This is a genomic window from Streptomyces sp. NPDC054961 (genome assembly GCF_053609145.1).
Window position 1 is genome coordinate 119986 of sequence record NZ_JBSGWY010000001.1, and the last position, 19970, is coordinate 139955.

Here is a 19970-nt window from a genome sequence, read left to right on the forward strand (position 1 = left end):
CTCCGTGGCAGTCTGCGGTCACCCACCCGGGGAAAGGCGGTTCTCCAGTGCGCGGGGCAGCGGGTAGGCGCGCTCCGCGGGAAGCAGCCGCCGGGCCTTTGCGGCCTGCCCCGCCTGTATGAGGGAAGCGGCCTTGCGGACCTGCGGGGTCAGGTCGGTGAGGCTCACGATCCAGTCGTCGGTGAACCTGCGCATCCGATGGCGGCCGATGCCGACCTGGATGCTGTAGTGGTTGAGCGCCGCCCCGCGCGGCGAGCGCTCCGGGTCCCACTGGACGTGCACGGCCGCCTCGGCGAGGGCCGCCGGGTCCGCGGTGGTGAGCACGGCCTGGGACAGGGCCTCCTCCCAGCCCTCCCGCGTCATCCGCACCGCGAGAACGCGCTCCTGAGCCGGTTTGCGGGCCCAGTTGCTGCGGTGCATCAGCCACATGAACGACGGCTTGATCCACGTCATCCTGTGGAACGAGAACGGCGTGACGAAGCGGCCCGCCCGCAGTGCCGCATCGGCGACGGCAGGCGCGTACGCCTGGTAGACCACGATCGTGTGAGCGTCGTAGTCGGCACGAATCTGATACGGGGGCGCCATGCGCCGCACCCTGCCATCCGTCCGTGAGCCGCGCGAGCCGTTTTTCCCGTACGGGCCGCGCAGCCCGTCACCACGTGCCACGGACCGAGATCATCTCAGCACGAGATCCACTTTCCCCGCACGCCCTAGGAGCGGGTGGCGGTCGCGCAGCGCTCGCCCGTGGCCGTCGTGCCGTTGCTCGTGTCGAGCGGCTTGCTGCGGTCGTACGGATCGACCCGGTGGGCTTCGTCGACCCGCTCGTCGGCCGCGCCGAAGGGCGGTACGAAGTAGCCGGTCGGGGCGGAGCAGCCGCCGTTGGTCATGTCGAGCGCGTACGAGACGAGGGACAGCGTGCCCGGTTCGGTCAGGACCTTGGCCGGGTCGTCCCAGCTCATCACCACCTCGCGCCGCACGACCGTCCGGACCACCTCCGCGTCCTGCCCGCCGTCGGCCGCCGGCGCGACCGGGTACACGAAGGTGACGTCCGCCGTCACCTCGACCGCCCCCTGCTTCCCCTCCCGGTACGTGAGCCGACCGCGCGTCTTGACCACGTCACCCACCAGCCGGGACTGATCCGGCCGGAAGCGGCTGAACAGCAGCAGCGGGTCGGTCTTGTCCGTGGGCGCCGCCGACGACAGGGCGGTACGGACGTACTCCTGGATGTCCGTCTGGTGCGGGTTCAGCAGCGCGATCGCCTCCGTGGGCCGCTCGCCGCGCAGCACGCGGGAGTTGAGCCCCGCGGCCACCAGGAAGTCGCGGCTCTGCCCCAGGGCCCGCTCGACCTGGGCGGCGTCCATCCAGCCGGTCGCCTCGGCCTGCGGCACCGTGATCCCCGCCGCGCCGTCGGCCCAGTCGGCGGCCGGCGAACCCCGGAAGGGTTCGGCGAGGGTCGGGCGCAGGGCCGGCCCGGCGCCGGGAGCCTTCCGCGGGCTCTGCGACTCGGCGGCCGGCGGGGCGCCGTGCTGCCCGCCGTCGTCACCGCCGAACCAGCCGACGACCTGCTCCGGGAAGAGCCCCACGACCAGGAGGGCCACGACCGCCACCATCCCGGTCACGTACCAGCCCGTCCTGCGCCGGGGCCGGGCCGGCGTGTACGTACGCCAGCCGTCCGGCCGTTGCCCGGATCGCTCCCGCAGCCGCCGCTCCACCTCACGGGCGCGCGCCGACGGCTCCACGGGAGCCCCGGCCACACCCGTCACCGATTCACGAAGGAACCGCTCCCACTCCTCCTCGGACACGGACGCCCCGTCCTGCCCCCCAGCCCCGCTCACATCAGATCCCCGTTCTCGCTCGATTGCTCGAGGTCCGCCGGCGCGACCGTCTGATCGGTCGACCGCACACCGGTCCGTCGAGAGCCGTTCGTATGATCGCATGAGCAAGCAGGCGGCTCGCAAAGGCGGTTGGCCGGGCGTCAGATCGCCGCGCCAGGAGGTGCCTGCGGCCGGTGCACCCGGCTGACCTCGGCGTGGACCGGCCCGTTCGGGTGCGCGAGCCGTCCCGGAGCAGCCACCTGAGATCATCCGGGGATGGACAACGTACTGCGCCGACTGCGCTCCGTCGGGCCGTTCTTCACGGTGGCCACCGGCAAAGAGCCGCCCGGGCCGGGCTTCCTCCCGCTCGCCGAGCTGTACGGAGAGCGACTCGCCCCCTACGTCGGCGAGGTCGGCCGGAGGATCGGCAGCGGGCCGGGGCGGGTGGCGGCCTCGACCGCGCAGTTCGGGATCGTCTCGCGGCTCTGGTCCCTCGCGCTCGGCTGCGCGGCCCTGTCCGGACGGGTGCCGGACCTCGGGCCCGATCGCGTGTGGTGGCGACTGCCCGAGGCGGGTTCGCTGGAGCTGTGGCTGCCCGAACCCGTACAACAGCCGGGGGAAACAACCGGCGAGGCCCTGGCGGACGCCGTGCTCGGCAACGTTTCCGTGCTGGACGCGGCGCTGCGCGAGCGGTTCGGCGTCTCGCCGCGGGTCCTGCGCGGGAACACCGCCTCCGGCCTGGTCGGCGCGCTACGGGTGCTGGCCGACCGGGTCCCGGACGAGGCCGCGGTGTCCCTCACGGCCGAGCTGCTCGCGGAGGGCGGGCCCCTCGGCGGAACCGGCACCTTCGTCCACGAGCCCGGCCTCGGGGTGGCCTTCGTGCGCCGCAGCTGCTGCCTGTACTACAAGGTCCCCGGCGGCGGGCTCTGCGGGGACTGCGTACTGCGCACCAGGTAGGGGTGCGGGGCCGTTCGGAGCATCGGAGGTGTGGCGGACGGCGACGCGCCGGGACTCGCTCCTACCTTCCCTGACATGACCCGTACCCATGGTGCCCCCGGCGATGTCCCTGACGACGGGCGCGCTCGCGCCGAACACCGCGAGCCGTCCGGCATGTCCCGCCGCGCGGCTCTCGGCGGGCTGACCGCCGGTGTCGGCGCCCTCGCCGCGGGAGTGGGGGCCGGGGCAGCCGCGGCCGCACCGGCGCCCGCCCCGCGGGCTCCCGGACCCGCCCCGGCCGCCGCCCCTGATCCCGCGCCCGGATCCATGAAGCTCTTCGCCGACCCGGGCTTCAACTTCGCCGGCCTGCTCGCCCTGGGCGCCGCCGGCATGCGGGCCTCGGAGGTCGGCGAGGTCCTCACCGCCGTCAACGCGATCAACGCCGCCGGACTGTCCGAGCAGACCTATTCCGATACGTTCCGCGCCTGGGGCGACCGCCTCGCCGCGCCCCCGCCCGCCGGCCGGCACGGCCGTGAAACCCCCTCGCAGACCCGCAGGTTCCGTTCGCTGCGGGCCGCCCAGTACTACGGGCAGGCGCTCTTCTACGTCCTGGGCACCGACCGTCCGGCGGATGAGAAGGAGGTCTACCTCGCCGGGCGGCGCGCCTGGGACACCTTCACCCAGCTCTGCTCTCCGGCCGCCGTCCGGGCGAAGGTCCCGTACGGGAAGACCCACCTGCCGGTCTGGTTCTTCCGTCCCGGGGGACACGACCCGTCCGAACCCCGGCCCACCGTCATCCTCACCAACGGCAGCGACGGCCAGAACGTCGACATGTGGACCTACGGGGTGTCCGCCGCACTGAACCGGGGCTGGAACGCACTCGTCTACGACGGTCCCGGTCAGGGCGAGCTGCTCTTCGTCGAGGAGCTGTCCTTCACCCCGCGCTGGGAGGACGTGGTCGGCCCGCTGATCGACTGGCTGGAGCACCGCAAGGACGTGGACAGCGCGCGCATCGCGCTCACCGGCCTCAGCATGGGCGGCAACCTGGTCGCCCGCGCCGCCGCCTTCGAACCGCGCATCGCGGCCCTGGTCTGCCAGCCCGGCTGTGTCAGCCCGTGGCTCGGCTTCGACAAGGAGCTCCGTGACGTCGTCACCGCCGACAAGGCGGAGACCAACCGGGTGTGGAACGAGGAGGTGGTCCCGGAGCTCACCCCGCAGCTCGCCTTCGTCGTGAAGAAGCGGTTCGAGGTCTTCTCGAGGGAGGCCCTGCGGGCGGCCCGCGCGGGCCGGGTCTTCACCGATCTGTGGACCCCGGCACAGCTGGCCATGAGCCTCGACATCAGCGCCGTCGTCCCGAAGATCAAGGCTCCGACCCTGGTCCTGGACTACGACTTCGAGGAGTTCTACCCCGGCCAGCCGAAGCGGATGTACGACCTGCTCCGCTCGCGGCGCGCGTACGTGAAACTGACCGGGGCCACCGGGGCGCAGTTGCACTGCTCCCCGATGGCCCCGCAACAGCACTGCGACGTCGTCTTCGACTGGCTGGCCGACGTCCTGCACCGCTGATGAGGCGGATGCCTCCGGTGACGGAACCTAGAAGGTCAGGTTCCAGGCGTCGATCTTGCCGGTGTCCTGGTTCGCGTTGTCGTTCGCGCGCAGCTTCCAGACGCCGTTCGCGACCTCGGAGGAGGCGTTGACGGTGAAGGTCTGGATGATGTTGTCCGTGCCGCCGCCGGCCCGGTTGCTCAGGACGTAGACGCTGCCGTCCGGAGCCACGAGGTCGACCTTGAGGTCACCGATGTAGGTGTGCTTGATGTCCACGCCCACCTTGAGCGTGGCCGGCGCGTTGCCGGTCACGCCGCTGACGGTGATCGAGCTCTCCACGGTGGTGTTGTCGCCGATCGCGACGTCACCGAGGTTCTCGAAGTACTTGCCGGCCGGCGGGGTGGCGCCGACCGCCTTCAGCGCGTCGACCTGGCCCTCGCCGAAGAAGCCGTTGTTGGCCGTCGTCCCGGTGCAGCGGGCGTCCGACGGGCAGGCGGTGTCATTGGCCTGGGTGGCCAGCTTGTCGCGGATCTGCGCCGGCGTGATGCCCGGGTTGGCACTGGCGATGAGTGCCGCGACGCCCACGACGTGCGGGGTGGCCATCGAGGTACCGCTCTTGGTGCTGTACCCGCCGCCCGGAGCGGTCGAGTAGACGTTGCTGCCCGGCGCCGAGACATCGATGACGCCCTGGCCGAAGTTGGAGAACGAGGCCTTGGTGACACCGGTGCCGTTGGCCGAGACCGTGACCACGCCCGGGAGCTCGGTCGGGATGTCGAGGCAGGCGTTGGTGATGGTGCGGGTGGTCGGGGTGGAGTCGTTCGGGCTCGCGGAGTCCGTGGTCTTGTGGGCGAGGTCGTAGTCCTCGTTGCCCGCCGCGGCGACCTGGAGCGAGCCCTTGCTCTCCGCGTACTCCTGGGCGCGCTTGACGCCCTCGATGATCGCGGCCTGGTCGATGTTGTCCGGGCAGTTGAACTGCCACGGGTCCGTGTAATAGCTGTTGTTGGTGACCTTGAAGCCGTGGTCGCCGGACCAGACGAAGGCGCAGATGGTGTTCTCGGCGAAGAAGAAGGAGTTGCCCGGCTCGGCCACGCGGACCGAGGCGATCTTCACGCCCGGGGCCACGCCCACGACGCCCTTGCCGTTCTTGGCGGCGGCCACCGTGCCGGCGACGTGGGTGCCGTGGGTGTCCACGTCACGCCAGGCGCCGACCCGGGTGTCCGGCTTGCCGTACGCGCAGGACGCGGAGTCGGCGGCGTTGAAGTTCGGCGCCAGGTCCTGGTGCTGGTCGTCCACGCCGGTGTCCAGGATGCCGACCTTGACGGAGGCCGAGCCGGTGGTCACGGCCCAGGCCTGGTCGGCCTTGATCTGGCTCATGTCGACGCGTACGGGCTCGCCCGCAGGGGTCGTCGACTGCGCCGGGTTGGCGGGAAGTGCCGGGTTGTAGGCATCGGCCGGGACGTCCGAGGTGCGCGTCGCGCCGACCTTCTGGACTCCGCTGACCCCACGCATGGTGGTGGCGAAGCCCGAGGAGGCCGAGTGGGCGACGATCACGCCGATGGAGTCGAAGTACGAGAAGACGGTGCCGCCGTTCGCCGCGACCGCGGAGCGGACGGCGGAGCTGTCACCGGCGGCGGTGATCACCAGGTAGGCGCGGGTGCCGGCAGCCCAGGTCGCACTCTGGGAAGTCGGCGCCGCGGCCTGGGCCTTGGCGGGTGCGGAGGTGACCGGGACGCCGGCCGGGGAGACGGGCGCCGTGCCGGCGAGCGCGGCCGGTGCGCCGAAGGCCAGGGCGCCGAGGGCGGCGGCCAGCACGAGGGTGCGTCGAGGTCGGCTGGATATGTGGGGTATCAATGCGTCCTCCGAAGACGGCCCCGCGGTGCGGATGGCACCTACAGGGCCGTACGAAACGAGTGGTGGACGCAAGATGTCAGAAGCGTGCCCCGGTACGGAAGTACCTTTTACCGCACGACCGGTCATCGACGGTTGGCCGGAAATCAACTATGCGATCGAGGTGTCGGAACCGGCCGGGCTGGGCACCGTGGGGGCGAGCCCGGCCCGGCCGTCCTTCCGGACGCCACCGCTATGCGGGGACGCCGTCCTTGACGCCTTCCGGCTGGGCGGGGACCGCGGCCGTGTCCCCGTGTCCGTCGTCGGTGAGCGTGGTCTCGTCGAACGGGATCCGGCCTGCGAGGACTTCGGTGGCGCGGGCCCGGTCGAACTCCTTCGTCCAGGTCCCGATCAGCACGGTTGCGATCGCGTTGCCCGCGAAGTTCGTCATGGCCCGCGCCTCGCTCATGAAGCGGTCGATGCCCACGATCAGGCCGACGCCGTCGACGAGTTCAGGCCGGTGCGACTGCAGTCCGCCGGCGAGCGTGGCGAGGCCGGCGCCCGTCACCCCGGCCGCGCCCTTGGAGGCCACGATCATGAACAGGAGCAGGGAGACCTGCTCGCCCAGTGCGAGGGGTTTGCCCATCGCCTCCGCGACGAAGAGCGAGGACATCGTCAGGTAGATCGCGGTCCCGTCCAGGTTGAAGGAGTAGCCCGTCGGGACGGTGATCCCGACCACCGGCCGCGACACCCCGACGTGCTCCATCTTCGCGATCAGCCTCGGCAGCGCCGACTCCGAGGAGGAGGTGGACAGGATCAGCAGGAACTCCCGGCCCAGGTAGCGCAGCAGGGAGAAGACGCTGATCCCCGTACACACCCTGAGCAGCGTGCCCAGCACCACGAACACGAAGAGCAGACACGTCGTGTAGAAGCCGATCATGATGACGGCCAGGGATTTCAGGGCGTCCATGCCGGTGGCGCCGACCACCGCCGCGATCGCGCCGAAGGCGCCCACCGGCGCCGCCCACATGATCATCGCGAGCACCCGGAACACCAGCTTCTGCAGGTGTCCGATCCCGCGCAGCACCGGCTCGCCCGCCGTGCCCATCGCCTGGAGCGCGAACCCGCACAGCAGCGCCACCAGCAGGGTCTGGAGGACCTCGCCGCCGGTGAAGGCCGACACCATGGTGGTCGGGATGATCCCCAGCAGGAACTCGGGAGTGCTCTTCGCGCCGCCCGCCTTCGCCTGGAGCTCGCCCGCGTGCCGGGCGGCCTCCGTCAGGTGCAGCCCGCTGCCCGGCTCCAGGAGGTTCCCGACCAGCAGGCCGATCGCCAGGGCCACCGTCGACATGACCATGAAGTAGCCGAGCGCCAGCCCGCCCACCGCGCCGACCTTGGCGGCCTTGCGGACCGAGCCGATGCCGAGCACGATCGTGCAGAAGATCACCGGCGAGATCATCATCTTGATGAGGTTGACGAAGCCGGTGCCCAGCGGTTTCAGCTCCACGGCCACGCCGGGGGCGGCGAAGCCGACGGCGATGCCGAGCAGCACCGCGCCGATCACCGCGATGTACAGATAGTGCGTCTTGTCGCGCCTGGCGGACACGCTGCCTCCTGATGGTTCTCTCTGCCTCCCGGTGGTGAAGGCGTCCCGGGAGGACCATCGCGCGCCGCTGTGACCCCGGTCACCCTTGCGTTCATAGAGTTCACGCCCGGGTGCACACTGAGCGCCATGTTCCGCTTCCCCCGGCCGCCGCGCAGCCTCGCCGGCCAGCTCTTCGCCATGCAGGTGGTGCTGGTCGCCGTGGTCGTCGCCGGATGCGCCGTCTTCGCGTACGCGACCGCCCGAGGCCAGGCCGAGGACGCGGCCCGGCGCCAGGCCGGCGCCGTGGCCCGGGCGGTCGCCGACTCCCCGTCGGTGCGCGACGCCGTGCGGGCGGCGACGGGGCAGGCGCCCGGAGGAGGCCCCTCCGCGGCGCTGCAGCCCTCCGCGGCGCTGCAGCCTTACGCGGAGCAGGTCCGAGCCGATGCCGGTGTGGACTTCGTGACGATCATGGCCCCGGACGGCCGGCGCTGGACCCACCCCGACCCCCGCCGCATCGGCGAGCGCTTCCTCGGCAACACCGCCCCCGCCCTGCGCGGCGAGACCTTCAGCGAGACCTACACCGGAACCCTCGGACCCTCGATCCGTGTGGTGACCCCGCTCGTGGACGGGGGCCGGGTCGTCGGCATGGTCGCCGCCGGGATCACCGTCCGCGCGGTCAGCGCCCGGCTCGCCGCACAGCTCTCCGCCCTCGCCTGGGTGGCGGGCGGGGCCCTCGCCCTCGGCGGGGCGGGCACGTACGTGGTCAACGCCCGGCTGCGCCGCCACACCCACGGGATGAACGCCGGCGAGCTGAGCCGGATGTACGACTACCACCAGGCGGCCCTGCACGGCGTCCGCGAAGGGCTGCTGATGCTCGACGGACAGCGCAGGATCACCCTCGTCAACGACGCGGGGCGCGAACTCCTCGGCCTGTCCGGGGAGATCAGGGGAACCGGCATCGCCGACCTCGGCCTGCCCGCCCCGCTCACCGGGGCCCTGCTCGCCGACCGCCCCCGGGTGGACGAGGTGCACCTGACCGCGGACCGGGTGCTCGTGGTCAACAGCGCGCCCGTGGCGGGCGGCGGCCGCCGCGGCACCGTGGTCACCCTGCGCGACCACACCGAACTCCAGTCACTCACAGGGGAGTTGGACCACGAGCGGGAATTCACCCAGGCGCTGCGCGCCCAGGCCCACGAGGCGGCCAACCGGCTGCACACCGTGGTCTCGCTCATCGAACTCGGCCGCAGCGACGAAGCGGTGGAATTCGCCACCGCCGAACTGACCCTGGCGCAGGCCCTCACGGACGAGGTGATGGCCGCCGTCGGCGAGCCCGTGCTCGTGGCCCTGCTGCTCGGCAAGGCGGCCCAGGCCCACGAACGGGGTGTGGAGCTCTTCGTCACCCCGGACAGCGGGGTGATCGAGGCCGGTCCCGGCGGCCCGCCCGCGCGGGACCTCGTCACCGTCCTCGGCAACCTCGTCGACAATGCCGCCGACGCCCTCACCGGCGTTTCCGGCGGCCGCATCGCCGTCACCGTCCGCCCCGACGGACCGGGCGGGCGGGGTCTGCTGCTCCGGGTGGCCGACAACGGCCCCGGGCTTCCCGAAGGCGTGGACGTGTTCCGGCGCGGCTGGTCGGGCAAGGGTGAGGGGCGCGGCCTCGGCCTCGCTCTGGTGCGTCAGGTGGCCCACCGGCACGGCGGCAGCGCCGAGGCCGAGCAACTGCCGGACGGCGGGGCGCGGTTCACCGTGAGGCTGCCGGCGCGAGAGGAGGCGGACGCGTGAGCACGTCCGAGGTGCGGGTCCTGGTGGTCGAGGACGACCCCGTCGCCGCCGACGCGCACGCGCTGTACGTCGGCCGCGTGCCCGGATTCACGGCCGTCGCGGCGGTCCACTCGCTCGCCGGGGCCACCCGGGTGCTGGAACGGACCCGGATCGACCTGCTGCTGCTCGACCTCACCCTGCCCGATGGCCACGGGCTGCGCTTCGCGCGCGGCCTGCGGGCCGCGGGCCACCCGGCCGACGTGATCGTGGTGACCTCCGCGCGGGACCTGGCCGTGGTCCGCGAGAGCGTCTCGCTCGGGGTCGTGCAGTACGTGCTGAAGCCCTTCGCCTTCCCGACGCTGCGCGAACGGCTGCTGCGCTACGCCGAGTTCCGCGCGTCGGCGGCGGGTGAGGCGGCCGGCCAGGACGATGTCGACCGGGCCATGGCCGCCCTGCGCGCACCCGGCCCGGCCGAACTGCCCAAGGGGATCGGGGCACCGACCCTGGACCGGGTCGCGGCGTTGCTGCGGGCGGCCCCCGAGGGGCTGACCGCGGCCGGGGCGGCCGAGGCGGCCGGGATCTCCCGGATCACCGCCCGCCGGTACCTGGAACACCTGGTGGACACGGGCCGTGCGGCCCGGGCCCCCCGGTACGGCCAGGTCGGCCGCCCCGAACTGCACTACCGCTGGCTGGCGGCGGCTCCGGCCGGGACCGGGGCCGGCTCGGTGTCGAAGGTGTAGAACTTCCGGTGGTCCAGCATGTCGGCCGGGGTCACGTCGTTCCACGGCCGCATGGTGTCGTGGAGGTCCACCACGTTCGGGGTGCCGGCGGCGGGCAGGTACGTGGACTGCGGGTGCAGCGCCTGCCATTCGGCCCACAGCTTGTCGATGTAGGCGTGGTGCATCCAGAACACCGGGTCGTTGGGGGAGACCCCGGTGGCCATCTGGCCGCCCACCCACACGTGGACCCGGTTGTGCAGGTTGGCCCCGCGCCAGCCCTCCAGGTTGTTGCGGAAACCGCTCGAGGAGCTGTTCCAGGGCGCCGTGTCGTAGACCGGCATCGCGAGGACGGCGTTCACCTCGGCCCGGGTCGGCAGCTCGGCCACACCGGTGCCGAGCGCGCGCCGCAGGTAGGAGCGCCCGTCGACCCGTACGGCTACCTCCCACTTGCCCGTCGCGTACGCGAACGGTCCGTCGAGCACCTGTCCGTCACGGGCCCGCCCGGTGCCGCCGAGGAAGTCGGCGGCCCACAGGGAGGAGCGGGGGGTCCGGTCCACGGTCCAGTCCCAGTAGGGAAGGGCCACCGTCGGATCCACCGCCTGCAGAGCCGCCTCGAACTCCAGCAGAAACCGGCGGTGCCAGGGCAGGAAGGAGGGGGAGCGGTGGCCGACCCGGTCGCCGGAGTCGGTGTCGCCCATGATGAAGCCGTTGTGGGTCGTGACGAAGCGGTCGTAGCGGCCGGTGCGCTTGAGTTCCAGCAGCGCGTTGGTGAAGGCCCGCTTCTCCTCGGAGGTGAGTGAGGCCTGGTTCTTGCGGATCGTCATCACATGCCGCCCATCGGGACGAGGGCGGCGCCCTGGAGTTCGCGCACCGCGGCGCGGGCGAGCGGGAGCGGACCGGAGAACGTCTCGTAGTGGTTGACCACGCTGATCCACGTGCCGTCGGCGTTCTGCATCACGTGCAGTTCGCGGCCGTCGATGGAGACGGTCGGCAGGCCGGCGGAGTGGTGTCCGCCGTGGTGGCCGCCGCCCGAGGCGGGGGCTATTCGGATGCGGCGGCCCAGGTAGACCTCGTCGACCGACCCGGTGGGGGTGGCGGGGGCGGCGGGACGGGAGTCGGTGACGGCCGCGTGCGCGGTGGCGCCGGCGAGACCGAGAAGGCTGAGTGCGCCGGCAGTGGCACTCAAGGCCTGCCGGCGGGTGATCTTGTTCATGGCCCGAGAGGTATCAGGGCGCGCAGAACCGACGGCCGGAATCCGGACATGCGCGGATAAGTTGCCTGTCGAACCAATTGGATGATCTTCCCGTCCGGACCGGCTCCAGTGGCCCGAACGGGAAGACCTACGCCGAAAAGCTTAACTGACGAAAGATCTTTCGGGTGTGTGGGGGAGGGGTGGAGGGGGTCACATCGCGTAGTCGGCCGGAAGGTGCGGCCGGAATCTACCCTTCCGGGGCCTCTGTCCAGCTCCCGCCCCGCGCCCCACCCGTGCCGCCGCATCGCACTTCGGAGGGTTATGTCCTTTATAGTCCCCGTATGGCCCTGCATGAGACGAAAGACGCACGTGCCCGCGACGCCGATGCGGACGTGTTCGCGTCCGCCCTCAGCGGCGAAGTCCTCCCCAAGTACCGGATGCCTGACGACCACTCACCCTCCGAGGTGGTCTACCAGCTCCTGCACAACGAGCTGCTCCTCGACGGCAACGCGGCCCAGAACCTGGCCACGTTCTGCACCACCTGGTCGGACGACGGGGTCCACCGGCTGATGAACGAGTGCCTCGACAAGAACATGATCGACAAGGACGAGTACCCGCAGACCGCCGAGATCGAGGCCCGCTGCGTCAACATCCTCGCGGACCTGTGGAACGCCCCGGCCGGTACCACCGGCACCGGTTGCTCCACCACCGGTTCCAGCGAGGCGGCGATGCTCGGCGGGCTCGCCCTCAAGTGGCGCTGGCGAGAACGCCGCCGCGCCGCCGGGCTTCCCACCGACCGGCCCAACCTGGTGTGCGGGCCGGTCCAGATCTGCTGGGAGAAGTTCGCCCGCTACTTCGACGTCGAGCTCCGCCAGATCCCCCTGGAGCCCGGCGCCACCGGCCTGCGCGCCGAGCAGCTCGCCGCCCACGTGGACGAGAACACCATCGGCGTCGTCGCCATCCTCGGCGTCACCTACACCTGCGTCTACGAGCCCGTCGCCGAGATCGCCGCCGAGCTCGACCGGATCCAGGCTGAGCACGGCTGGGACGTGCCGATCCACGTGGACGCGGCCAGCGGCGGCCTCGTCGCGCCCTTCCTCCACCCGGACGTGGTCTGGGACTTCCGGCTGCCGCGCGTGGCCTCCGTCAACACCTCCGGGCACAAGTACGGCCTCGCCCCGCTCGGCGTCGGCTGGATCGTCTGGCGCACCGCCGACCTGCTCCCGGCCGACCTGGTCTTCTCCGTGGACTACCTCGGCGGGGACATGCCGACCTTCGCCCTCAACTTCTCCCGCCCCGGCGGCGAGATCATCGCCCAGTACTACCTGTTCCTGCGCCTGGGCAAGGGCGGCTACCGCAGGGTCCAGCAGGCCTGCGCCGACACCGCCCAGTACCTGGCCCGCGAGATCGAGGCGATGGGTCCCTTCACCCTCCTGTACGACGGCCAGGGCGCGCTGCCCGCCGTGTCGTACCGGCTCGCCGACCCGGCGGGCGCCGGCTACACCCTGTACGACCTCTCCGACCGGCTGCGGATGAGGGGCTGGCAGGTGCCCTCGTACCCGCTGCCGGCGGACCAAGAGGACACGGTCATCCAACGCGTCCTGGTCCGGCACGGGGTGACCAGGGACCAGATCGCCCTGCTCGTCGCCGACCTGCGCCGGGCGGTGGAGCACCTGGAGGCGACCCCGCAGCCGGTACCGGCCACCGAGCGCCGGTCCGGTTTCCACCACTGACCGGACCGCCACGGGCGGTAGCGACGCCGTCCGGGCCGACGCCGACCGCGCCGCCGCCGTCCGGGCCGCGGCCGGTCTGTGCCCGGGCCGGGACGGGCGCCGGACGGCGGGCGTCGGACGGCGGGCGTCGGGACGGCGGCGGGGCGTCCGGGCTTCGGGAAGCGCGTCCGTCAGGACGCCCGGGCCGACGGCGCCGGCGGTGCCGACCAGCGCATCCCCAGCTCGGTGAGCGCCCGCGCCCGCGCCTCGGTGAGGGAGGCGGCGCGGGAGCGCTGGTTGGCGATCCAGGCGCCGAGGCGCAGCTCGCGGTCGCCGACCCGCTCGACATGGGTCCGGGGCACCCTCAGGTGCCGCTCCCGGCCGTGGAACTGCCGGGCCGCCTCCAGATGGGCCGCCCACGCCGCGGCATGGCCCACCCGGGGCCGCGGCCGGTCCGCCTCCCCGGCCGGAGTCACCCCGAGGGCGTGTTCCAGCAACCAGCGCTGGGACCAGCTCAGCCGCTCCCAGGACTGCCGCTGCCCGCGCAGCCACACGCCGAGGTCCTCCCCTTGGACGACGGCCTCGCCCGGCCCCTCCGGAAGCCGGCCGCCCGCGTCCAGGTGCACCCGGGTCAGGTGGAAGGCCCGCTGCCAGGAGATCTCCCAGGCCGGACACCAGGACGCGTCGATGGCCTCCAGCGCCTCCCGGCGCTCTTCCGACAGGGCGCCGGGCCCCTCGCGGCGGGCCGCCGCCCGCTGGTTCTTGACCCAGACCCCGACCGGGGCGCCCCGCCAGACGGCGTCCACCGGGGGCAGCAGGTGCCCGTGCTCCTCGGCCCAGCCCCGGGCCGCCGCGAGGCCCTCCTCGAAGGCCACGTCGAAGTGGTTCCACACCATGCCCAGTTCGTCGAGCTGCGCCGCCCGTTCCCGGCCCAGCGCGCCGCGCCGGTACGTACGACGCGCGTCCGCGATCCACTGGCCGAGCGGGAACCGGGCCAGCCCGGGCGGCCACTCCGGTCCGGCGCCCACGACGCCGACGGCCTCAACAGCCCCGGCCGTCCCGGTGGTCCCGGCCGTCCCGGCGGTCCCAGCAGCACCGACTGCGCCGGCCGTGCCCGTAGTCCCGAGGGCCCCGAGGGTCCCGGCAGCCCCGACAGTCCGGCCGGTATCCCCGGCCCCGCCGCCGTCGGGCACCTTGAACGCGAACGGCACCTTCAGGTCCCCGTGCGCCGCCGCGTACAGCCGGGCCGCCTCCACGCCCCGCCGCCAGTGCTCGTGTTCCGGATGCAGGACGCGCAGCCGGACGAAGGCCGCCAGCAGCGCCGGATCGCGCGGCACGGAGAAGCTCAGCAGCGCCTCCGCGCCTCCGCGCAGACCGGAGGAACCCACGCTTTCCGCCCCGCCCGCGCCCTGCGCCGGGCGACGGCTCTGCGCCTGAGGCTGCGCCAGGGCCTCGACGAGCCGCGTGTCGTGGGCCCGCAGGGCCTCCAGCAGCCGCGCGAGGTCCCCGTACGCCCGTGAGGACAGCATCGTCTCGGGGGACTCGCCCGGCCCCAGCAGTACCGGCACCACCAGGGACGCGACCTTGCCCTCGCCGGGCCGTACGCGCAGCGCCCGGCCGACCGCCTGGACCAGGTCGGGCATGGAACCCCGTACGTCGGCCCAGAAGACCGAATCGCACTCCTTGGTGTCCACTCCCTCGCCCAGCACCCGGACACTGCCGAGGAACGCCTTGTCGGCGACGTTGTCGTCCGCGAAGGCGCCCAGCACCCGGCGCCGGTGCGCCGCCGTGTGCTGCCCGCACAGCCAGTCCGCCCAGACGGTCCGGGGGTACACCGGCCGGGGCGCCCAGCTCGCGGCCCGCAGCCGTGCGGCCACCGCGGGCAGCCCGGCCGCGAAGGCCTCGGCCTCCTTGGTGAGGTGGTGGAAGACCAGGGTGCGCCGGAAGCCCTGGTCGACGGCCGCCTTCACCAGCGCCGTCTGGAGGGCCGCGAGCCGGACCCCGCGCACCGCGTCGGAGCGCCCGTCCGGGCCGAGCAGTACGGCCGCCTGGAACTCGGGATCGCTGACGTCCACGCAGACCACCCGGTACGGCGCGCAGATGCCCCGGTCGATGGCCTCCGAGAGGGTGAGGGTGTAGCAGCGGGCGCCGAACGGACCGGCCGGGTCGTCCTCCATGGAGGCCACCAGATCGCCGCGGCCGCGGGTCCTGGCCGTGCCGCCCCCGGCCTCCGTGCCTCCCGCCGTGCCCGCGGCCTCCTCCGGGTAGTCCGCGTCCTCGCCGTCCTGCCAGACCCGGGGCGTGGCCGTCATGTACAGCCGCCGGACGGCCGGGATCCGGGTGTTGTCGTGCACCACCGCCCACGGCTTGCCGATCCGCCCGGAGGTCCGGTGCGCCTCGTCGACCACGATCAGGTCCCAGCCCGGCAGTCCCTCCCGGTGGGCGCGCTCGATGGTGCCCAGGCCCAGCGAGGCGTACGTGGCGAACACCGTCACCCGGTCCACGGGGAGGCCCGCCCAGCGCGCCAGTTCGGCCGGGTCGGTGGTGGTGGGCACCCCGGCGTCCTCGCCGCGCAAGGAGCACACGGCGAAGGCGCGTCCGGTCCGGCCGCCCTCGCGCCAGGCCGTCGCGGTCTGCACGAGCAGGTCGAGGGAGGGCACCAGGACCAGCACCCGGCCGGTCCGCAGCTCCTCCGCCGCGTGCACGGCGACCAGCGACTTGCCGGAGCCCGTCGCCATGATCACCTGGGTCCGGAGCCCCGACTGCGGGACCAGGCGCCCGGCGGCCAGCTCCAGCGCCCGCACCACGGCGTCGACGGCCTCGCGCTGGTGAGGGCGGAGCTTCTTCCTGGCCATGCGCGTCACCTCCCCCTGATCTGCCCGTTTGGTTCCAGCCCCTATCTTGCCCCGGTTTTGAATCAGGCGGGGGATTCGTCCGCGCGGCGGACGGGCGGGAGTGCGGGCGCCCGAGCGGGAGGGTGGGCGGGACGCGAGGGCGGCTCGAGGCGGGCTCGAGCGCGCGCGAGGAGCGGCCCTACATCCGGGCTCCGAAGTTCTGCGTCCACCACGGACCGCCGGGGCCCTGGTGGATGCCCACGCCGATGTCCTTGAACGAGCAGTTGAGGATGTTCTCGCGGTGCCCCTGGCTCTTCATCCAGGAGTCCATGACCTGCTGCGGGGTCTGCTGGCCCCGGGCGATGTTCTCGCCGTACGTGGACCAGCGGTACCCGGCGGCGGTCGTCCGCTTCCCCGGGTCGGCGCCGTCGGGGTTGGTGTGCGAGAAGAAGTCCCGGCTCGCCATGTCGTCGGAGTGGCCCTGGGCGGCCGTACGCAGCTGCGCGTCCTCCTTGAGCGGCCCGCAGCCGGCCGCGGCGCGCTCGGAGTTGACCAGCGCGATCACCTGGGCCGCCTGGCCGCCGCCGGGCGGAGCGGGGGCGGGGGCCTTGGGCGGAGTGGACTTCGGGGCCGGCTTCGCACTGGGGGTGGGGGTCGGCGTCGGGGTCGGCGTGGGGCTCGGGCTGGCGCTCGGGCTGGGGGAGGCGGATTCCGACGGGCTCGCCGAGGGCGAGGGCGACTCCGGGGGCAGTGCGAGGCCCGACTCGGGCGCGACGAGCGCGGCCGGCGGCGCTTCGGGGGTCCCGGTGCCGGGCCGCGTGCCGAGGTACGTCAGTCCGCCGCCCACGACACAGGCGGCGAGCACCGCACCGCCGACCACCCGGCGGCGGCCGCGGGTGCGGCGCTGCTTGCGCAGCGAGGCACGGCTCGCTTCCCCGCCCGCGTCGGCACCGGTGCCGGCGTCCGGACCGGTGCCCGCGCCGGCCTGGAAGCCCACGACGGGATCACCCGGACCGGCCGGGCCCGCGGAGCCCGGGACGTCACCCGGTACGGCGGAGGCCATGCCCACGGGCGCGAAACCGGCCGCGGCGGCCGACCGCACACCCGCGAGGAGCGCCATCGAGACCGGTACGAGCGACAGCCCGGCCAGCAGGCCCTCGGCCGGCAGCAGGCCGTTCCACAGCCCCGAGCACCGCAGGCACTCGCGGGCGTGCCGGGCTATTCGCTTGCGCCACAGGGCGGAGGGCAGGCCGTCCCAGCCCGCGGCCACGGACCGCAGACCCTCACACGGCGGCTGCGTGGCGAGCGCCCGTTCCACCACCCGGGCCGACTCCAGCTGCGCCTTCATCCGCTGCACGCGGACCGCGGTGTGCTGGGGGGACAGCTCCAGGGCGGCCGCCACGTCCGCGCGCGTCAGTTCCCCGGCGCACTCCAGCCACCACAGGGACAGCAGCGCCCGGTCCTCGGGTTCCAGCCAGCGCGTGGCGCGGGCCGTCTCGCGCCGCTGTCCCTCCAGCTGGAGCCGTACGACCGTCAGGTCCACGAAGTCGGCGCCCGGATCGGCCAGGTCCCAGGCGGCCTCCAGGCCGCTCTCGCCGGGCGCGCTCCGGCGGGCCTGCCAGTGGGCGCGGACGCGGTTCATGGCGATGGCGACCAGCCAGGACCGGAAGCTGTGGTCGTCGTGCAGGCCGCCCAGCCCGTCGAGCGCGCGGAGCATGGTGTCCTGGACCACGTCGTCCACGTCGACGGACCCGTTCAGAGCCCGCCCGACGATGTTGTAGACGAGCGGCAGATGCGCGCTGACCAGGTCGTCCTGCGCGCGGGGATCGCCCGCGCGGGCCGCGGCGACCAGCTCTGCCGTGTGCTGCGTGTTCATAGTGGAAGTCCCTGTCCGTACCGGCGGTCGATGATGCCCAATACCTAGGAGACCGTCGAGAGGGACCCCGATAACACTTATCCGGAGTATGAACTCCCGGGTGCCTCCGGGGCCAGCCGGGCGGCGAGCGATTCGACGTCGGGGAGGAACCAGACGTGCAGGCCCCGGTTCGATTCGCGGACGAGGTCGGAAAGGGCGGAACCGGCCCGCAGACGCTGCGCGATGTCGCCGAGGACCACCAGGCGGATCCGGTAGTTCACGAACTTCTGCATGATCGCCCCGGCCAGGCCGCTGCTGAGGTCGAAGAACGCGTCGTCCAGCCGCTCCGCGGGGACGGCGACCACCTCGGCCCGGTGGAAGGCACTGCCGATCAGCTGGTCGAGGGCGTCCTGCACGGTGGCGACCGGCGGGCCGTCGGCGGCGCAGACGATCACCGGAACGCCGTGGTGCTCCACGAGGAGGTCAGCCACGGCGGGCCGCCCCACCCATGCCGTTGCCCGGTCCGAGCGCGCCGTCGATCAGATGGAGCAACTCGGCCGAGGTGACGGCGTCGCCGAGGATCACGATCTTCATGCGGGCACGCTCCTTGTCGTAGAGGGTCTGGACGCGCAGCGGAGCCGGTGTGTCCCGTGGTGACCGGGCGCTCGCCGTGACGAGGGTGGCGAGCCGGTTCGCGGCATCCGGGCCGATCGCGTCGATCTGCACGATGCTCGACACCTCCACCTGGCCGAGCGGTGCGTCGGCCCCCGGGGCGCCCCCGCTCCCGCTTCCGTCCCCGGTGCCTTCGGCCGGCAGGCTGGTCAGGGCTTCGAAGTCCGCGCGGCTGATCCGGTACTGCTTGCCGATGCGGACGGCCTTCAGCCGGCCGTCGCGGACGTAGTTCCGCACGGTCCGCACGTGCAGCCCCAGCCGCTCGGCGACCTCGCCGACCGAGTAGAGCTCGGGTTCCCGCGCTTCATCGTTCTCCATGATGACGCATCGTACCCCATGAAGGAAGATTAGGGCTTGATAAGGAAGGTTAGGGAATCATCGAGTGTGCCCGCCCGCCGCCGTAAACCGTTTCGGCGGCGGCCCGGCGGTCTCCTACCCTCGCGGGATGACTCCTCCTCCCGCGCTCCCTCCCCGCAGTCCCGCCAAGCCCCGCCCCGGGGACCGGGTGGCCGTGCTCTCCCCTTCCGCCGGGCTGCCCGAGCTCTTCCCGCAGCCCTACGAGCTGGGACTGCGCAGGCTTCGGGAGGTCTTCGGGCTGCGGGTGGTGGAGTACCCGACGACCCGGAAGATGGGCGCGACGCCCGAGGAGCGGGCCGCCGACATCCACGCCGCCTTCGCGGATCCCGAGATCAAGGCGGTGGTGGCCGCCATCGGCGGCGACGACCAGATCACCGTGCTCCCGCACCTCGACGCCGGACTCCTGCGCGCCCACCCGAAGCCCTTCTTCGGCTACAGCGACAACACCAACCTGCTGCTGTTCCTGAGGGACCTGGGGATCGTCGGCTACCACGGCGGCTCGGTGATGGTCGAACTCGGCCGGCCCGGCGCGATGCACCCGATGACCGAGGACTCCCTGCGCAAGGCGCTGTTCACCTCGGGGGAGTACGAGCTCACCGCCGCCGGAGCCAGCGGAGACGTCAACGGCCCCTGGGACGACCCGCGCACCTTCGACGCCGAACCGGAGCTGGCGCCGACGGCCGGCTGGACCTGGCACCACGCCGACCGGGTGGTCGAGGGCATCAGCTGGGGCGGCAACCTGGAGATCCTGTCCTGGCTGCTGATGGCCGACCGCGTCGCGCGCGACGCCGACGCCCACGCCGGCAACGTGCTCTTCCTGGAGACCTCCGAGGAGATGCCGAGCGCCGGGGAGGTCTACCGGATCCTGCGCTGCATGGGCGAGCGGGGGCTCCTGCGCCAGTTCCCCGCCCTCCTCATGGGCCGCGCGAAGAGCTGGTCGTTCGAGCAGCGGCTCGGGGCCGAGGAACGCGGGCGCTACCGCGACGAGCAGCGCGAGGCCGTCCTGCGGGCCCTGCGCGCGTACGCACCCGACACCATGGCCGTGTTCGACGTCGACCTGGGCCACACCGATCCGCAACTCGTGATCCCCGTCGGAGGCCGCGTCCGGGTGGACGGTCCGGCCCGCCGCGTCTTCGTCACCTACTGACCCCCGGACCGCAC

At 73.0% G+C, this 19970-nt stretch carries 16 protein-coding genes; 6 read left to right on the forward strand and 10 right to left on the reverse strand.

Going from position 1 to position 19970, the window contains the following annotated elements:
• Nucleotides 1–18: 18 nt before the first annotated feature.
• Complete coding sequence (locus tag ACWF9Z_RS00540; protein ID WP_453595930.1) at nucleotides 19–585, reverse strand: DUF4291 domain-containing protein; 567 nt, start codon at nucleotides 583–585, stop codon at nucleotides 19–21.
• Nucleotides 586–710: 125 nt separating this feature from the next.
• Nucleotides 711–1802, reverse strand: a complete 1092-nt coding sequence (locus ACWF9Z_RS00545; protein ID WP_453595932.1) for a hypothetical protein — start codon at nucleotides 1800–1802, stop codon at nucleotides 711–713.
• A 288-nt stretch (nucleotides 1803–2090) separates the two neighbouring features.
• On the opposite strand from ACWF9Z_RS00545, the gene ACWF9Z_RS00550 reads away from it, so the two are divergent.
• Nucleotides 2091–2771 carry a (2Fe-2S)-binding protein gene (locus tag ACWF9Z_RS00550; protein WP_453595935.1) on the forward strand — a complete coding sequence of 227 codons (681 nt, stop codon included), beginning with the start codon at nucleotides 2091–2093 and terminating at the stop codon, nucleotides 2769–2771.
• 75 nt (nucleotides 2772–2846) lie between these two features.
• Complete coding sequence (locus ACWF9Z_RS00555; RefSeq protein WP_453595937.1) at nucleotides 2847–4316, forward strand: alpha/beta hydrolase family protein; 1470 nt, start codon at nucleotides 2847–2849, stop codon at nucleotides 4314–4316.
• 27 nt (nucleotides 4317–4343) lie between these two features.
• Here ACWF9Z_RS00555 and ACWF9Z_RS00560 read toward each other — a convergent pair whose 3' ends face one another.
• Both ACWF9Z_RS00560 and ACWF9Z_RS00565 read right to left on the reverse strand, forming a co-directional pair.
• Complete coding sequence (locus ACWF9Z_RS00560) at nucleotides 4344–6107, reverse strand: S8 family peptidase (RefSeq protein ID WP_453596521.1); 1764 nt, start codon at nucleotides 6105–6107, stop codon at nucleotides 4344–4346.
• A gap of 268 nt (nucleotides 6108–6375) precedes the next feature.
• Entirely contained in the window at nucleotides 6376–7728 is a 1353-nt protein-coding gene (locus ACWF9Z_RS00565; protein ID WP_453595940.1) for a cation:dicarboxylate symporter family transporter, read from the reverse strand.
• A 126-nt stretch (nucleotides 7729–7854) separates the two neighbouring features.
• On the opposite strand from ACWF9Z_RS00565, the gene ACWF9Z_RS00570 reads away from it, so the two are divergent.
• Nucleotides 7855–9489, forward strand: a complete 1635-nt coding sequence (locus tag ACWF9Z_RS00570) for a sensor histidine kinase (RefSeq protein ID WP_453595943.1) — start codon at nucleotides 7855–7857, stop codon at nucleotides 9487–9489.
• Nucleotides 9486–10208 (forward strand): response regulator, encoded by a 723-nt coding sequence (locus ACWF9Z_RS00575; protein WP_453595946.1) that lies wholly within the window; start codon nucleotides 9486–9488, stop codon nucleotides 10206–10208. The genes ACWF9Z_RS00570 and ACWF9Z_RS00575 overlap by 4 nt, the downstream gene beginning before the upstream one ends.
• Here the strand turns inward: ACWF9Z_RS00575 and melC2 are convergent.
• Both melC2 and melC1 read right to left on the reverse strand, forming a co-directional pair.
• Nucleotides 10148–11011 carry a tyrosinase MelC2 gene (gene melC2 / locus ACWF9Z_RS00580; protein ID WP_453595949.1) on the reverse strand — a complete coding sequence of 288 codons (864 nt, stop codon included), beginning with the start codon at nucleotides 11009–11011 and terminating at the stop codon, nucleotides 10148–10150. The genes ACWF9Z_RS00575 and melC2 overlap by 61 nt on opposite strands.
• Nucleotides 11011–11400 carry an apotyrosinase chaperone MelC1 gene (gene melC1, locus ACWF9Z_RS00585; RefSeq protein ID WP_453595952.1) on the reverse strand — a complete coding sequence of 130 codons (390 nt, stop codon included), beginning with the start codon at nucleotides 11398–11400 and terminating at the stop codon, nucleotides 11011–11013. The genes melC2 and melC1 overlap by 1 nt, the downstream gene beginning before the upstream one ends.
• Before the next feature lie 320 nt (nucleotides 11401–11720).
• Here melC1 and ACWF9Z_RS00590 point away from each other — a divergent pair, with 320 nt between their 5' ends.
• Complete coding sequence (locus ACWF9Z_RS00590) at nucleotides 11721–13112, forward strand: glutamate decarboxylase (RefSeq protein ID WP_453595955.1); 1392 nt, start codon at nucleotides 11721–11723, stop codon at nucleotides 13110–13112.
• A gap of 170 nt (nucleotides 13113–13282) precedes the next feature.
• Here the strand turns inward: ACWF9Z_RS00590 and ACWF9Z_RS00595 are convergent, their stop codons facing one another.
• From ACWF9Z_RS00595 to ACWF9Z_RS00610, 4 genes are all read right to left on the reverse strand, one after another.
• Complete coding sequence (locus ACWF9Z_RS00595) at nucleotides 13283–15946, reverse strand: Helicase associated domain protein (protein ID WP_453595957.1); 2664 nt, start codon at nucleotides 15944–15946, stop codon at nucleotides 13283–13285.
• Nucleotides 15947–16124: 178 nt separating this feature from the next.
• Nucleotides 16125–17801: a sigma-70 family RNA polymerase sigma factor gene (locus tag ACWF9Z_RS00600; protein ID WP_453595960.1), complete on the reverse strand. Its 1677-nt coding sequence runs from the start codon at nucleotides 17799–17801 to the stop codon at nucleotides 16125–16127.
• Between the two features lie 77 nt (nucleotides 17802–17878).
• Entirely contained in the window at nucleotides 17879–18271 is a 393-nt protein-coding gene (locus ACWF9Z_RS00605) for a DUF4180 domain-containing protein (protein WP_453595962.1), read from the reverse strand.
• Nucleotides 18264–18770, reverse strand: a complete 507-nt coding sequence (locus ACWF9Z_RS00610) for a helix-turn-helix domain-containing protein (protein WP_453595965.1) — start codon at nucleotides 18768–18770, stop codon at nucleotides 18264–18266. Before ACWF9Z_RS00610 ends, ACWF9Z_RS00605 begins: the two co-directional genes overlap by 8 nt.
• 127 nt (nucleotides 18771–18897) lie before the next feature.
• Between ACWF9Z_RS00610 and ACWF9Z_RS00615 the strand changes: the two genes are divergently transcribed.
• Nucleotides 18898–19956: a S66 family peptidase gene (locus ACWF9Z_RS00615; protein ID WP_453595967.1), complete on the forward strand. Its 1059-nt coding sequence runs from the start codon at nucleotides 18898–18900 to the stop codon at nucleotides 19954–19956.
• Nucleotides 19957–19970 lie beyond the last annotated feature (14 nt).

Excerpts from the sequence above, each read along its gene's own strand:
- ACWF9Z_RS00550 (WP_453595935.1), top strand. The coding sequence starts at position 2,091 with ATGGACAACGTACTGCGCCGACTGCGCTCCGTCGGGCCGTTCTTCACG.
- melC2 (WP_453595949.1), bottom strand. The coding sequence starts at position 11,011 with ATGACGATCCGCAAGAACCAGGCCTCACTCACCTCCGAGGAGAAGCGG.
- ACWF9Z_RS00615 (WP_453595967.1), top strand. The coding sequence starts at position 18,898 with ATGACTCCTCCTCCCGCGCTCCCTCCCCGCAGTCCCGCCAAGCCCCGC.
- ACWF9Z_RS00540 (WP_453595930.1), bottom strand. The coding sequence starts at position 585 with ATGGCGCCCCCGTATCAGATTCGTGCCGACTACGACGCTCACACGATC.
- ACWF9Z_RS00600 (WP_453595960.1), bottom strand. The coding sequence starts at position 17,801 with ATGAACACGCAGCACACGGCAGAGCTGGTCGCCGCGGCCCGCGCGGGC.
- ACWF9Z_RS00570 (WP_453595943.1), top strand. The coding sequence starts at position 7,855 with ATGTTCCGCTTCCCCCGGCCGCCGCGCAGCCTCGCCGGCCAGCTCTTC.
- ACWF9Z_RS00555 (WP_453595937.1), top strand. The coding sequence starts at position 2,847 with ATGACCCGTACCCATGGTGCCCCCGGCGATGTCCCTGACGACGGGCGC.
- ACWF9Z_RS00595 (WP_453595957.1), bottom strand. The coding sequence starts at position 15,946 with ATGGCCAGGAAGAAGCTCCGCCCTCACCAGCGCGAGGCCGTCGACGCC.
- ACWF9Z_RS00590 (WP_453595955.1), top strand. The coding sequence starts at position 11,721 with ATGGCCCTGCATGAGACGAAAGACGCACGTGCCCGCGACGCCGATGCG.
- melC1 (WP_453595952.1), bottom strand. The coding sequence starts at position 11,400 with ATGAACAAGATCACCCGCCGGCAGGCCTTGAGTGCCACTGCCGGCGCA.
- ACWF9Z_RS00610 (WP_453595965.1), bottom strand. The coding sequence starts at position 18,770 with ATGGAGAACGATGAAGCGCGGGAACCCGAGCTCTACTCGGTCGGCGAG.